The sequence below is a fragment of the Oceanicola sp. 502str15 genome (assembly GCF_024105635.1).
Lineage (GTDB): Bacteria > Pseudomonadota > Alphaproteobacteria > Rhodobacterales > Rhodobacteraceae > Vannielia.
Genome location: NZ_WYDQ01000001.1, coordinates 2,242,056 through 2,254,890, shown reverse-complemented (window position 1 = coordinate 2,254,890; position 12,835 = coordinate 2,242,056). Strand labels below are relative to the sequence as shown.

General features: G+C 67.4%; 12 protein-coding genes. 7 read left to right on the top strand and 5 right to left on the bottom strand.

Annotated elements, in window-relative coordinates; translation table 11 throughout:
- Nucleotides 1-115: 115 nt before the first annotated feature.
- From GTH22_RS10925 to GTH22_RS10895, 7 genes are all read left to right on the top strand, one after another.
- Nucleotides 116-904 (top strand): hypothetical protein, encoded by a 789-nt coding sequence (locus GTH22_RS10925; protein ID WP_252945224.1) that lies wholly within the window; start codon nt 116-118, stop codon nt 902-904.
- Nucleotides 905-907: 3 nt separating this feature from the next.
- Nucleotides 908-2,362, top strand: coding sequence for a 1-acyl-sn-glycerol-3-phosphate acyltransferase (locus GTH22_RS10920; RefSeq protein WP_252945223.1), 1,455 nt, complete (start codon nt 908-910; stop codon nt 2,360-2,362).
- Nucleotides 2,363-2,470: 108 nt separating this feature from the next.
- On the top strand, nt 2,471-3,769 hold the full coding sequence (ccrA, locus tag GTH22_RS10915) for a crotonyl-CoA carboxylase/reductase (protein ID WP_252945222.1): 1,299 nt from the start codon (nt 2,471-2,473) through the stop codon (nt 3,767-3,769).
- Between the two features lie 254 nt (nt 3,770-4,023).
- A complete protein-coding gene (locus GTH22_RS10910; protein WP_252945221.1) occupies nt 4,024-4,245 on the top strand; it encodes a hypothetical protein in 222 nt (73 codons plus the stop codon).
- Nucleotides 4,202-4,906, top strand: coding sequence for a LuxR family transcriptional regulator (locus tag GTH22_RS10905; protein ID WP_252945220.1), 705 nt, complete (start codon nt 4,202-4,204; stop codon nt 4,904-4,906). Before GTH22_RS10910 ends, GTH22_RS10905 begins: the two co-directional genes overlap by 44 nt.
- Before the next feature lie 115 nt (nt 4,907-5,021).
- Nucleotides 5,022-5,660, top strand: a complete 639-nt coding sequence (locus GTH22_RS10900) for an acyl-homoserine-lactone synthase (protein WP_252945219.1) — start codon at nt 5,022-5,024, stop codon at nt 5,658-5,660.
- A 33-nt stretch (nt 5,661-5,693) separates the two neighbouring features.
- On the top strand, nt 5,694-7,220 hold the full coding sequence (locus GTH22_RS10895) for an AAA family ATPase (RefSeq protein WP_252945218.1): 1,527 nt from the start codon (nt 5,694-5,696) through the stop codon (nt 7,218-7,220).
- A 78-nt stretch (nt 7,221-7,298) separates the two neighbouring features.
- Here GTH22_RS10895 and GTH22_RS10890 read toward each other — a convergent pair whose 3' ends face one another.
- The 5 genes from GTH22_RS10890 to mreC are packed head-to-tail and all read right to left on the bottom strand — an operon-like array spanning nt 7,299 to nt 12,834.
- Nucleotides 7,299-8,237: a glyoxylate/hydroxypyruvate reductase A gene (locus GTH22_RS10890; RefSeq protein WP_252945217.1), complete on the bottom strand. Its 939-nt coding sequence runs from the start codon at nt 8,235-8,237 to the stop codon at nt 7,299-7,301.
- Nucleotides 8,238-8,288: 51 nt separating this feature from the next.
- Entirely contained in the window at nt 8,289-9,437 is a 1,149-nt protein-coding gene (rodA, locus tag GTH22_RS10885; protein WP_252945216.1) for a rod shape-determining protein RodA, read from the bottom strand.
- A 34-nt stretch (nt 9,438-9,471) separates the two neighbouring features.
- Nucleotides 9,472-11,388 (bottom strand): penicillin-binding protein 2, encoded by a 1,917-nt coding sequence (mrdA, locus tag GTH22_RS10880; protein WP_252945214.1) that lies wholly within the window; start codon nt 11,386-11,388, stop codon nt 9,472-9,474.
- Nucleotides 11,385-11,924, bottom strand: coding sequence for a rod shape-determining protein MreD (locus GTH22_RS10875; RefSeq protein ID WP_252945213.1), 540 nt, complete (start codon nt 11,922-11,924; stop codon nt 11,385-11,387). Before GTH22_RS10875 ends, mrdA begins: the two co-directional genes overlap by 4 nt.
- On the bottom strand, nt 11,917-12,834 hold the full coding sequence (mreC, locus tag GTH22_RS10870) for a rod shape-determining protein MreC (RefSeq protein ID WP_252945212.1): 918 nt from the start codon (nt 12,832-12,834) through the stop codon (nt 11,917-11,919). Before mreC ends, GTH22_RS10875 begins: the two co-directional genes overlap by 8 nt.
- Between the last annotated feature and the right edge of the window lies 1 nt (nt 12,835).

The window sequence follows — 12,835 nt, the reverse complement described above, 5'->3', positions numbered from 1 at the left end:
GAAAGATTATGCCAATGTCAATTCGCCGCAACGCAGCGGAGCCCGGTATTGCGCTTGTGCCGCGCAATGCTACAGCTTTCCGCGCCTCGTGATATGAATATGGGAGGGAAAGGGAGTGCCTGAGCTTATGTATGGCCTGAATTCGGGGCTGATCGCCCTTGTGCTGCTGGCGTCGATGATCGCCGCAATGTTCGGTGGTCGCGCCATGGCGGGGCGTCGTGCCCGGCGGACCTCGGAGGAGGGCAAAAGCCAGACCCTCGCGGTGCAGGGCTCGCTCCTGGCGATTCTGGGCCTGCTGCTGGGTTTCACCTTTTCCCTCGCGCTCGGGCGCTACGACACCCGCTCCCAAGCCGTGGTCGATGAGGCCAACGCCATCGGCACCGCCTGGCTGCGCACCGATCTCATGCCCGACGGTGCCCGCGAAGAGGCCCGCACCCTGCTGGTCAAGTATACCGAATTCCGCGCCAAGGCCGGCGAGGTGCCTGCCCATCAGGAGGCCCGCCGCGCCGGGATGGTCGCCACCGCGCAAAAGACCTTCGACCAGCTCTGGGCCCTGTCCGCCGCCACCGCCCGCGAGCAGGGCGGCCCGGCCATAGTCGCCTTCACCAACTCGCTGAACGACATGATCGACCAGCTCTCCTCCCGCGACGCGGCCATCAACCGCCACGTCCCCGAGCCGGTGCTGCTGCTGCTCTACGGCACCTTCATCCTGCTCGGCTGGGTGCTCGGCCTCGCCTCGGCCCAAACCGGGGTGCGCCCCGGCCCGGCGGTCTATGCGATGCTGTTGCTCATCGTCGGTCTGGTCTTCGTCATCATCGACCTCGACCGGCCGAGGCGCGGGATCATCGAGGTGGATCAATCGCCCATCCGCGGCCTCGCGGATCAACTGGCACAGGCGGGCTGACCCATGGGCGGCCAGATCACCCTTCCGTTCTGGCTGTTCCTCCTTCTCCTCATCTTCGCCGTCGTCACATTCGCCTCGCACTTCCTTTTTCCCTCCGTCCGCTGGTTCTTCCGGCGGCGGCTGGAAAGGGCGGTGGCGCGGCTGAACACCCGCCTCGCGCGGCCCATCGAGCCCTTCAAGCTGGCCCGCCGGCGCGACACCATTCAGCGTGTGCTCTATGCCCCCGAGGTGCTCGCCGCCGTCACCGCACACGCCGCCGCAGAAGACGTTCCCGAAGAGGTCGCCTTCGAAACCGCGCAGCGCTACGCCCGCGAAATCGTGCCCGGCTTCTCCGCCTTTGCCTATTTCGGCTTCGCGATCCGCGCCGCCAAATGGCTGACCACCTCGCTCTTCCGCGTCCGCCTCGCACGGATCGACGCCGCCAAGCTGGAGGCCATCCCGAAAGACGCCACCGTGGTCTTCGTCATCAACCACCGCAGCAACATGGACTACGTGCTCGTCACCTACCTCGTGGCCCAGAGCACCACGCTCTCCTACGCGGTGGGCGAATGGGCGCGGGTCTGGCCGCTGCGCACGCTGATCCGGGCGATGGGGGCCTACTTCATCCGCCGCAAGTCGCGCGGCGAGCTCTACCGCACGGTGCTGGCAACCTATGTCGCCGTAGCCACCCGCGCCCATGTGACCCAGGCCATGTTCCCAGAGGGGCGGCTCTCGCTCACCGGGGCGCCGGGCGAGCCCAAGCTGGGGCTGCTGGCCTATATCAGCGAGGCCGCGAAGGACGGCACCGAGGTGGTCTTCGTGCCCACCGCGCTCAACTACGACCGGGTGCTGGAAGACCGGGTGCTGATCGCGGCGCAGGGCGGCGGCGGCTTTCCGACCCGGATAAGGGTGGTGTTCCGCTGGCTGGTCCGGCGGCTTGTGCTGCGGGTGCGCGGGCTCACCCACCACCTCGGATATGCGGCGGTGAGCTTTGGCGACCCGCTTTCGCTGGCCAGCTTTCCCGGCGATACCGAAGCGCTGGGCAAGGAGCTGATGGAGCGGATCGAGGCGGTAATGCCGGTGCTCCCCGTGCCCCTCCTCGCGGCCCTGCTGCTCGAGGCCGAGGGGCCGCTCACCCGGGCCGCGCTCGAACGCCGCTGGAACGCCCGCATCCGCCAGATCGAAGCCACCGGCATCGTGCTCCACGTGCCCCGCGCCAGCCCCGCCTACGCGCTCGAAAACGCCCTGCGCCTCCTGCACGACCGCAACCTCCTGTCCGACACCGAAGCCGGCATAGCCGCCCGTCCCGAAGAGCACGCGCTGCTGCGATTCTATGCCGCCTCCATCGCCCCGCAGCTCGCGCAACTGGGCGATGCCGCACCTGCGAGCGCCCCCCATCCCCGGCTCCTGCCTGCCGATGATGCGACTGCGAAGGGCGCTGCCGGGTTTCGCGGCGAAACTGAATCGGGTGAGACATAAAATTACAAATTCTACCTCAGTAGTATTGCAATCTTGCGCAGCCATTCGTAGAAAGCGCCAGATCGAGGCGCGATTCTGCGCCGCAGCAGGACATGAGGAGAGACACAGATGGCGCTGGACATCACCGAAGCCCCTCAGGCCCCTTACGAGGCCGAGGAGAAGGAACTCTACGAGATCGGAGAAATGCCTCCGCTCGGCTACGTGCCGCCCAAGATGTATGCCTGGGCCATCCGCCGCGAGCGTCACGGCGAGCCCGATGTGTCCTTCAAGCAGGAGGTTCTGCCGACCTGGGAGATCGACAGCCAGGAGGTTCTGGTTCTCGTCATGGCCGCCGGCGTCAACTACAACGGCGTCTGGGCCGGCCTCGGGCAGCCGATCTCCCCCTTCGACGTGCACGGGCAGGATTTCCACATCGCCGGCTCCGACGCCTCCGGCATCGTCTGGAAGGTCGGTGACAAGGTCACGCGCTGGAAGGTCGGCGACGAGGTGGTGATCCACTGCAACCAGGACGACGGCGATGACGAGTTCTGCAACGGCGGCGACCCGATGTTCTCTCCCAGCCAGCGGATCTGGGGCTACGAAACCGGCGATGGCTCCTTTGCGCAGTTCACCAAGGTCCAGGCCCAGCAGCTCATGCCGCGCCCCAAGCACCTGACCTGGGAAGAGAGCGCCTGCTACACCCTCACGCTGGCCACCGCCTACCGCATGCTCTTCGGCCACGAGCCGCATGACCTGAAGCCGGGCCAGAACGTGCTGGTCTGGGGCGCCTCCGGCGGCCTCGGCAGCTACGCGATCCAGCTCGCCAACACCGCCGGCGCCAACGCCATCGGCGTGATCTCCGACGAGAGCAAGCGCCAGTTCGTCATGGACCAGGGCGCCAAGGGCGTCATCAACCGCAAGGACTTCAACTGCTGGGGCCAGCTCCCCACGGTCAACAGCCCCGAGTATAACGAGTGGCTGAAAGAGGCCCGCAAGTTCGGCAAGGCGATCTGGGATATCACCGGCAAGGGCGTGTCGGTCGACATGGTCTTCGAACACCCCGGCGAGGCCACCTTCCCGGTCTCGACCCTCGTGGTGAAGAAGGGCGGCATGGTCGTGATCTGCGCCGGCACCTCCGGCTTCAACTGCACCTTCGACGTGCGCTACATGTGGATGCACCAGAAGCGCCTTCAGGGCTCGCACTTCGCCCACCTCAAGCAGGCCGCCGCGGCCAACAAGCTGATGATCGAGCGCCGCCTCGACCCCTGCATGTCCGAGGTCTTCCACTGGGACGAGATCCCGGCGGCCCATGTGAAGATGCTGCGCAACGAGCACAAGCCGGGCAACATGGCCGTGCTGGTGCAGGCCCCCAAGACCGGTCTGCGCACGCTCGAAGACGCGCTGGAAGCCCGCCGCGGCGGCGCCTGACCCGGCGTCCACGCCGCCGCCGCACAAGGGTGGCAAGGCAGCGAGGCACACGCACAGGTTGTGCTTTCGGCACTGATTCTCCGGCCCCAATTCGGGGCCGGAGTCCTGTCGAGATCGTAAACATGTCAATTAAAATTGGCCAAAAGGGCAGGTCTCCCCATTTCTGGGGACTGCACATCCGCGAATTTCACCCGCGCCGGTCACATGCTAGGGTTGTGTTAATACATCGTTAACCTTTAGACTTGAGGCTGCCTATGAAACACGATTGGGTCATCGACGTCCTGGCCGACCTGCGGGCTTATGCAGAGCGCAACGGGCTTTCCATGCTGGAGGGAAAGCTGCTGGAGACGATCGATATTGCAAGCCGCGAAACCGGCTGCGGTCCCGCATCGTTCAGGGGAGACGCTTCGGCGGAAGGCGATGGCGGCAGCAATGGAAACTTTCATCGAGGGCTTGCAGCAGGCGAGCACGCTTGACGATGTTCAGGCCAGCGTCTTCGAGCTGCGCGAACTCTTCGAGGTCGAGCATGTCGTCTATCACTCGGTCAATGCCAGCGGCGGGCAATACGCCGCGCTGACCTACTCCGACTCCTGGGTCGATCGCTACATCTCCGAAGAATACGAGCGCATCGACCCGGTGGTCATGGGCTGTTTCCAGCGCTTCCACCCGGTCGACTGGCGCCGCCTCGACTGGTCCGGCGCGGTCAGCCGCGACTTCATGGACGAGGCACAGGGGGCCGGGGTCGGCAACCAGGGCTACACCGTGCCCATCCGCGGGCCCTCGGGACAATTTGCGCTGTTCACCGTGTCGCACAACGCGACCGACGCAAAATGGACCCGCTTCACCGAGGCCCACACCCGCGAGCTGATCCTCGCCGCCCACTACCTCAACCAGAAGGCGCTCGACATCGACGCAGGCGGCCCGGGCAGCACCCCGCAACGCCCGCTCTCGCCCCGCGAACGCGACGCGCTCACCCTTCTGGCGCTCGGCTACAGCCGCGCCCAGGCCGCCGAGAGCCTCGAAATCTCCGAGCACACCCTGCGGGTCTACATCGAGGGCGCCCGCTACAAGCTCGGCGCCATGAACACCACCCATGCCGTGGCCCTCGCCCTGTCGCAGGGACGGCTCGTCTTCTGAGCCGTCCGGCCGGGCGTTAACGCACCCTTAACGGGATGCGCACGCCACATTAACAACTTTAACGATAATTCCTTAACCTCCCTCCACGCATGCAACCATGACGGAGGGAGAACCCATGTTGCGTTACATCTACGGCGAAGAGCTTTCCACCTTTCCCAAGCTGCGCGAGACCATGTTCCGCGACCGCGCCCGCCAGTTCTCGGAGCGGCTCGGCTGGGAGGTGAGCGTGGACGCGGCGGGCGAGGAGCACGACCAATACGATGCGCAAAACCCGCTCTACGTGATCTGGCAGCGGGCCGACGGCAGCCACGGCGGCTCCATGCGCTTCCTGCCCACCACGGCGCCCTGCATGCTCAACGATCACTTCACCCACCTGACCGATGGCGTCACCATCACCCACCCGCTGATCTGGGAATGCACCCGCTTCTGCCTCGCCCCCGAGGCCGACGGGCGGGTGGCCGGGGCGCTGATGCTGGGCGCGGCAGAGCTCGGCTGCGGCTTCCGGCTCACCGATGTGGCCGGCGTGTTCGATGCGCGGATGGTGCGCATCTACGGCCGTCTGGGCTGGCAGCCCACCGTGCTCGGCACCGCGGGGCAGGGCAGAGAGGCCATCAGCGTCGGGCTCTGGGAGGTCTCCGACAGCGCCCGCTGCCGCGTCGCCCGCAAGGCCGGCCTCAGTCCCGCGCTCTCGCGCCACTGGTTCGACCGCGCCTTTGGCCCGACCACACCGCTCCCGGTCGCCGTTTCGGCCTAGCGACCCCGGGGCGGAGCGCCTAAACTCCGCCCCATGAACCTCCCCACGCTGCACTTCTCCGACGATCAGGCCCAGGCCTGGGATACGCTGGCCCAGGTGCTGCGCGCCCATGGCGTCGATATCGACGACGAAACCACCACCCCGATGACCGAGGGCAAGGGCACCGTCACGGCCGTGATCGGCAAGGCCGGCTCGGGCAAGACCCTGCTGCTGGCCCGCCTCGCCGATGCGCTGGCCGAGGCCGGGGTCGAGATCATCTCGGGCGATTGGGAGAGCAAGCCGCGCAAGGACCGCCGCACGCTGGCCATCCTCGCGCCCACCAACAAGGCCGCCTCGGTGCTGCGCAACCGCGGCGTCGCGGCAACCACGATCCACCGCATTCTCTACACCCCGGTCTATGACCCGGAGTACGAGAAGATCGCCGAGTGGCTGGCCGGGCAGGGCGACCGCCCCGAGCCGCCCGAGGGCATCACCGAGGCCGCGCTCGACCGTGCCCACGCGGTGTTCCAGGCCACCAGATCCGTGCCCGCCGCCCTCGCGTCCGCCGGTCTGCGCGGCAGCGACTTCATCACCGGCTGGAAGCGCCGCGAAGAGCCGCTCGACATCGGCTTCATCGACGAAAGCTCCATGCTCTCGGACGACCAGTTCACCGACCTCACCGAGATCTTCCAGGCCCTCGTGCTGTTCGGAGACCCGGCCCAGCTCGCCCCCGTCAAGCAGTCGGGCAGCATGGTCTTCGACAAGCTCCCCGCCCCCCGCAAGCTGGAGCTGCACCGCATCCACCGCCAGGCCGATGACAACCCGATCCTCGACCTCGCCCACGCGCTTGCCGACCCGGCGCTCGATTTTCAGAGCTTCGAGCAGATGGTCTACGAGAAGGCCCGCGCCGACGACCGGGTGGTGGTTTCCGAGCGGGTCGAGGCCGCGCTCATGGCCCGCTCGCCGGTGCTGGTCTGGCGCAACAACACCCGCATCCGCCTCATCCACGCCTTCCGCGCCGCCTACCACGCCCCCCACGATGCGCTGCTGCCCGGCGAGCCACTGATCTGCGACGGCATCGAGCTGCCCGCGAAGCACCGCAAGAAGCGGCTCGATCTCGAGGCCCGCGGGCTGATCAAGGGGGCGCAGGTCGTCTATCTCGGGCCGGGCAAGAAGGCCGGGTTCTCGCGCCTCCACGTGATCGGTGCCGAGCAGCCGCAGGTCTCGGCGGCTTCCATCGTCAAGATCGAGCTGCCGGACGAGGAAGAGCCCTTCATTCCCTATGCCGCCCGCATGGGGGCAACCTTCCTGCACGGCGCGGCGGTGACGATCCACAAGGCGCAGGGTTCGCAATGGCCCACGGTGCAGGTCTTCGCCCCCGATCTCTTCGTCGCCGCCCGGATGAACCGCGACGAGGCCGGGCAACCGCTCTGGAAGCGCCTCGCCTATGTGGCGATCACCCGCGCCGAGGAGCGCCTGCTCTGGTGCACCCGCAACCGCCTCGCCCGCCCCGCCGACCCGCTCACCACGGCGGACCTCGCCACCCCCGAAGCGCCGCTGGCGCTGGAAGCCGAGGACTGACACGCCGTCATCCTCGGGCTTGACCCGAGGATCTCTCGGCGGCCAGGAGATCCTCGGGTCAAGCCCGAGGATTCCCCCTCAATACCCCGCCGCGCGGTCCACCAGCCCGACCAGCGGCTCACCCGCCTCGGCCCGCCGGATATTCTCCGCCACTGCCTCGCTCGCACTGCCCACCCGGGTTTCCGAGGCCGTATGCGCCGTCACGGTGATCTGCGGATGCGCCCAGAAGGCATGGCCCTCCGGCAGCGGCTCCTGGCGGAACACGTCCAGCGTGGCATGGGCAACCTGCCCGCTCTCCAACGCCGCAAGCAGCGCCGCCTCGTCAATCAGCGGCCCCCGCCCGGGATTGATCACAAAGCTCCCCTCCGCCATGGCGGCAAAGGCGCGCGTGCTCATCACGTTCTCGGTCGCCGGCGTGTCGGGCAAAAGCAGCACCACGATCCCGGCCCCCTCCAGCGCCTGCCAGAACCCCTCGTCCCCGGCAAAGCTCTCGACCCCCTCGATCTGCTTCATGCTGCGCGACCAGCCCCTGACCTGAAAGTTCAGCCCCACCAGCGCCTTCGCGCAGGCCGCCCCCAGCGCCCCGGTGCCCAGCACCGTCACCACCCGGTCCCGCGCCAGCGGCGGGATGACGAACTGCCATTTCTGCTCCGGGTTCACGATGTGCCGGTCGATCCCGAGATGATGGCGCAGCACCATGCCGGTGACCCATTCGACCATGCCTTCGGTCAGCGAACTGTCGACCATCCGCGCCAGCGGCATCCGCAGCGTTTCGTTGCCCACGATCTGCTCGACCCCGGCCCAAAGGCTCAACGCCGCCTTGGCGCGGGTGAAGGGCGCAAAATCCTCCACCGGCCCGTTGGGCGCAAACACCACGTAATCCACCTCGCCCGGCGCGATCTCGCCGGCGCGGTGCAGCGTCACGTCAAGCCCGGCCGCGGCGCAGGCGCGGGGCAGGGCGGTGGAATAGGGATCCCAAAGGGCGGGGCGGGCGGAGAGGAGAATGTTCAATGTCATGGCCGGACCCTAACCGCGCCCCGCGTCACCGCCAAGCCACCCAGGCCATCTTCAGCCGCGGCCGCGCGGCCTGTGGATATGGGCGCTCTGCACCAGCCCGAAGGCCCCCAGCAGCACGATCATCGCCGAGCCGCCATAGCTCACCAGCGGCAGCGGCACGCCGACCACCGGCGCAAGGCCCATCACCATGCTCATGTTCACCGCGAAGAACAGAAAGAACGTGCCCGCCACCCCGAGGATCAGCAGCGAGCTGAAGCGGTCGCGGTTCTTCAGCGCCGAGACGATGCAGAAGGCGATGATGAGCACATAGAGCACCAGCAGCGAGACGCCCCCGACAAAGCCGAACTCCTCCGCCAGCGTGGTGAAGATGAAGTCGGTGTGCTTTTCCGGCAGAAAGTTCAGCCGGCTCTGCGTGCCCTCCATCAGCCCGCGCCCGGTCCAGCCGCCCGAACCGAGGGCGATCTTGGATTGGGTGATGTGATAGCCCGCCCCCAGCGGGTCGCTCTCCGGGTCGAGGAAGGTGTCGATCCGGCGGTACTGGTAGTCTTTCAGAAGCTGCCACGTGGTCCCGCGCGAGGCCAGAACCGCGCTCACCAGCCCCACGCCCGAGGCGATCACCGCGCCGAAGTAGAGCCAGTGCACGCCCGCGCAGAACATCACCATCGCCCCGCCCACAACCAGCAGAAGCGCCGTGCCGAGGTCGGGCTGCTTCAGCACCATCGCCGTCGGCACAAGGATGATGACGACCGGAAGCGCCACCCAGAGCGGCCGCGAGGTCTTGCCCACGTCGAGCCAGTCGTAATAGGCGGCCAGCAGCATCACGAGGGTGATCTTGCACACCTCCGAGGGCTGCAACCGCATGAAGCCAAGGTCGATCCAGCGCTGCGCGCCCATGCCCACATCGCCAAAGAGTTCAACGAAAACAAGCAGAAGCAGCGAGCCGAGATAGGCCAGCAGCGCAAGGTTCCGCCAAAAGTAGATCGGCACCATGGCAACGAAGAACATCACCACCAGCCCCAGCGCAAACCGCTTGATCTGCGGCTCGGCCCAAGGGCTCAGCGAGCCGCCCGCGACCGAGAAGAGCATCAGGAAGCCCACCGCGCTGACCGCGACGAGCAGCACCACCAGCGCCCAGTTGACATAGAGCACCTTGCGAAAGCCGGTCGGCACCGTCTCGCGGTTGTACTCGAGATAGCTCATCCGGCCCGCCCCGTGGCATGGGTCTCGTGCTGCATCATGCCCGGTCGCTCGCCTCTTGCCGCAGATCCTCGCGCAGCTTCAGATCCTTGCGCATCTGCTCCGCCTCCCAGCGCGACGAGCTGGGGTAGGCCTCCAGCGGCGGCAGCCCGCCGTAGAGCGCCTGCAACATGATGTCCCGCGCCACCGGCGCCGCCACGGCAGAGCCGCCGCCGCCGTGTTCCACCACCACCGACACCGCGTATTTCGGGTTCTCGTAGGGGGCAAAGGCCACGAACAGCGCATGGTCGCGCTGCTCCCAAGGCACATCCTGGTTGCGCACCACCACCGAGCGCACCTGGCTGGTGCCGGTCTTGCCCGCCATCAGCATGCCCTCGGCCACGATCCGGCTGCCCCGCGCCGTGCCCCGGCCCGAGTTCACCACGTTGTACATGCCCTTGCGGACCTGTTGCAGCGCCGTGGGCGAAATATCGAGCGGCTCCAGCCCCTTCACCTCGGTCTCGCGCCCGTCGACCGATTTCACCAGCCGCGGCTGGATCTGCGTGCCGCTGGCAATGCGCGAGGCCATGACCGCCAGTTGCAGCGGCGAGGCCAGCACGTAGCCCTGTCCGATCGAGGCGTTCAGGCTGTCGCCCACCACCCAGTCCTGCTCGTAGCGCTCCGCCTTCCACGCCTTGTTGGGCGCGATCCCCTCGGCCACCGCGCTCATCGGCACGTCATGGCGCACCCCGATCCCGAGCTTCTTGGCCATGGCCGAGATGTTGTCGATCCCCGCCTTCAGCGCCAGTTCGTAGTAATAAACGTCACAGCTCTGCTGCAGCGAGCCGTCGAGGTCCACCCAGCCATGTCCCGAGCGCTTCCAGCAATGGAAGCGGCGGCCCGAAACCTCCTTGTGACCCGGGCAATAGAAGGTCTCGCCCGCCGTCACCACGCCTGCCTCTATCGCCGCCAGTGCCGTGACCATCTTGAAGGTCGAGCCCGGCGGATAGAGCCCCTGCGCCGCCTTGTTCGCCAGCGGGCGGTGGTCGTTTTCGGTCAGCTCGCGGTAGTCGGCCACCGAGATGCCGCGCACAAAGAGGTTGGGGTCGAACGAGGGGGCCGAGCCGATGGCGAGCAGGTCGCCGTTGGTCACATCCATCACCACCGCCGCCGCACTCTCGGTGCCCAGCCGCGCCTGCACGAAGTTCTGCAACCCGCTGTCGACAGTGAGTTGCAGATCAACCCCTGAAACCCCCTGCTGCCGGTCCAGCTCGCGCATCACCCGCCCGGCGGCGTTCACCTCGATGCGCCGGTTGCCCGCCTTGCCGCGCAGCGGCTCCTCCCACTTGCTCTCCACCCCGACCTTGCCGATCTGGAACTGCGGCAGCCGCAGCAGCGGGTCGGGGTCTTCGATCTTGGAGAGGTCGTAGTCGCTCACCCGGCCGACGTAGCCGATGACATGGGCGAAATCCTCCAGCATCGGGTAGTTGCGCGACAGGCCCACCTCGGGCGAGATGCCGGGCAGGGCAGGGGTGTTCACCGCCACCTCCGAGAGCTGCTCCCAGCTCAGCCGGTCGGCGATGGTGTATTCGAGGAAGGGCGACGAGCGGCGCATCTCGGCCAGCGCCTCCTCGGCCTGCTCGTCGGTCAGCGGAATGATCTTGCGCAGCCGGGCCAGCGTGTTCTCGAGATCGCCCGCATCCTCGGGCACGATGACCACGCGATAGATCTGCTCGTTCACCGCAATCGGCCGCCCGTTGCGGTCGAAGATCAGCCCGCGCTCCGGCGGGATCAGCGAAAACTTGATCCGGTTTTCCTCGGCCAGCAGGCGGAAGGTATCGGCCTGCTCCACCTGCATGTAGCGCATCCGCCCCGCCAGCAGCGTGGCAAAGCCGCCCATCAGCCCGCCCATCACCAGCCCGCGCCGGGTGATCCGGCGAACGCTCTCCTCGGTATCCTTCGGCGCGCGCCTCATAGCCGGTGCCCCAGCGCATCCACCTCGCCCGGCGCCGCCTTGCGCAGCCCGAAGAGCATATGCGAGGCCGCCACCACGATCGGGTAGGTCAGGATGGTCATGCCGATCTGCAGCACCGCCACCCCGATCGGCGGACGCGGCACCATGAACAGCGCCAGCAGCGCCATGTTCGCCACCATCAGCGCCACCATCACGATCCCCGCCATCGCCCACTCCAGCGGAAACGGCAACTCGCGCGAAAGCCCCTGACGCGCCCGCAGAAACTCGCACCCGAGCAGCACCAGCAACGCCCAGAGCCCCGGCGGGCGCTGAAAGATCAGGTCCGCCATCAGGAAGACGAAGACCATCAGCGCCGGGGGCACGTAGGAGGGGCGGCGCAGCACCCAGGCGAAGGTGAGCGCCAGCATCAGGTCGGGGCCGGGCAGGCCGCCCGCGGTGGTGTCCAGCGGCAGCAGGCGAAAGAAGGCGAACAGCGTGCACAGGCCGAGGAAGGCGGCGCGATAGGTCCAGATCCGGGTGGTGATCGGATCAACCATCATTGCCTCCCTCGTTCTGGGTCAGCTCCTCGGGGTGCGGGTTGGGGGTCGCCTGCGGCGTCAGCACCAGCCCGCCCGGGTCCGCGATCACCTCGGCTTCGTGGCTGCGCAGGATGCGCAGAAAGTCGAGCCGCTCGTAATCGGCACTCAGCCGCACCCGCAGCCGCCCGTCGCGCCCCTCCACGAGCTGGCCCACCACCAGCCCGGCCGGAAACACCCCGCCATCGCCCGAAGACACCACCCGGTCGCCCGGGCGCACCGTGTCACGGTCCTCGATGAACTCCAGCGGCGGCGCGGCGCGGTTGTCGCCCGCCAGCATCGCGTGCTGCCCCGAGGGCTGTACCGTCACCGGAATGCGGCTCGCGGCATCGGTCAGCAGGATCACGCGGCTGGTCTGCTGGCCCACGCCCGCAATCCGCCCCACAAGGCCCAGCCCGTCCATCACCGCCCAGCCATCCCGGATGCCATCGCGCCGCCCCACGTTCAGCAGCACCGACTGGCGGAAGGGCGAGCCCGAGTCGGCAATCACCACGCCCGAAACCGATGTGAGCCGCGGGTCCAGCCGCAGGCTGTTGAGCGCCAGCAGCTTCGCATTCTGCTGCTCCAGCTGAACGGCGGCCTCCTTCCAGGCCTTCATCTGCTGAAGCTCGCGGCGAAGCTCCTGATTTTGCTCGTAAAGTCGGTTATAGCTCTGAAAGCTGTCGGCCATGTTGCCAACCTTGGTGGCCGGCACGCTCGCCCATTCGAAACTCGGCACCACCGCGTCGATCAGGTTGGAGCGAAAGCGCTCGACCCGCGGGCTGTCGATCCGCCACAGCAGGAACAGCCCGAGGCAGAGCACAACCAGCACCACGGTCAGAATGCGCCTGACCGGGCTGACGTAGTCGATATTGGTGTCTCTCTTCGCCAAG

Bases quoted from the DNA above. Each gene is read 5' to 3' on its own strand.
- GTH22_RS10920 (WP_252945223.1), top strand. From the start codon at position 908: ATGGGCGGCCAGATCACCCTTCCGTTCTGGCTGTTCCTCCTTCTCCTC.
- ccrA (WP_252945222.1), top strand. From the start codon at position 2,471: ATGGCGCTGGACATCACCGAAGCCCCTCAGGCCCCTTACGAGGCCGAG.
- GTH22_RS10910 (WP_252945221.1), top strand. From the start codon at position 4,024: ATGAAACACGATTGGGTCATCGACGTCCTGGCCGACCTGCGGGCTTAT.
- GTH22_RS10905 (WP_252945220.1), top strand. From the start codon at position 4,202: ATGGAAACTTTCATCGAGGGCTTGCAGCAGGCGAGCACGCTTGACGAT.
- GTH22_RS10900 (WP_252945219.1), top strand. From the start codon at position 5,022: ATGTTGCGTTACATCTACGGCGAAGAGCTTTCCACCTTTCCCAAGCTG.
- GTH22_RS10895 (WP_252945218.1), top strand. From the start codon at position 5,694: ATGAACCTCCCCACGCTGCACTTCTCCGACGATCAGGCCCAGGCCTGG.
- GTH22_RS10890 (WP_252945217.1), bottom strand. From the start codon at position 8,237: ATGACATTGAACATTCTCCTCTCCGCCCGCCCCGCCCTTTGGGATCCC.
- rodA (WP_252945216.1), bottom strand. From the start codon at position 9,437: ATGAGCTATCTCGAGTACAACCGCGAGACGGTGCCGACCGGCTTTCGC.
- mrdA (WP_252945214.1), bottom strand. From the start codon at position 11,388: ATGAGGCGCGCGCCGAAGGATACCGAGGAGAGCGTTCGCCGGATCACC.
- GTH22_RS10875 (WP_252945213.1), bottom strand. From the start codon at position 11,924: ATGGTTGATCCGATCACCACCCGGATCTGGACCTATCGCGCCGCCTTC.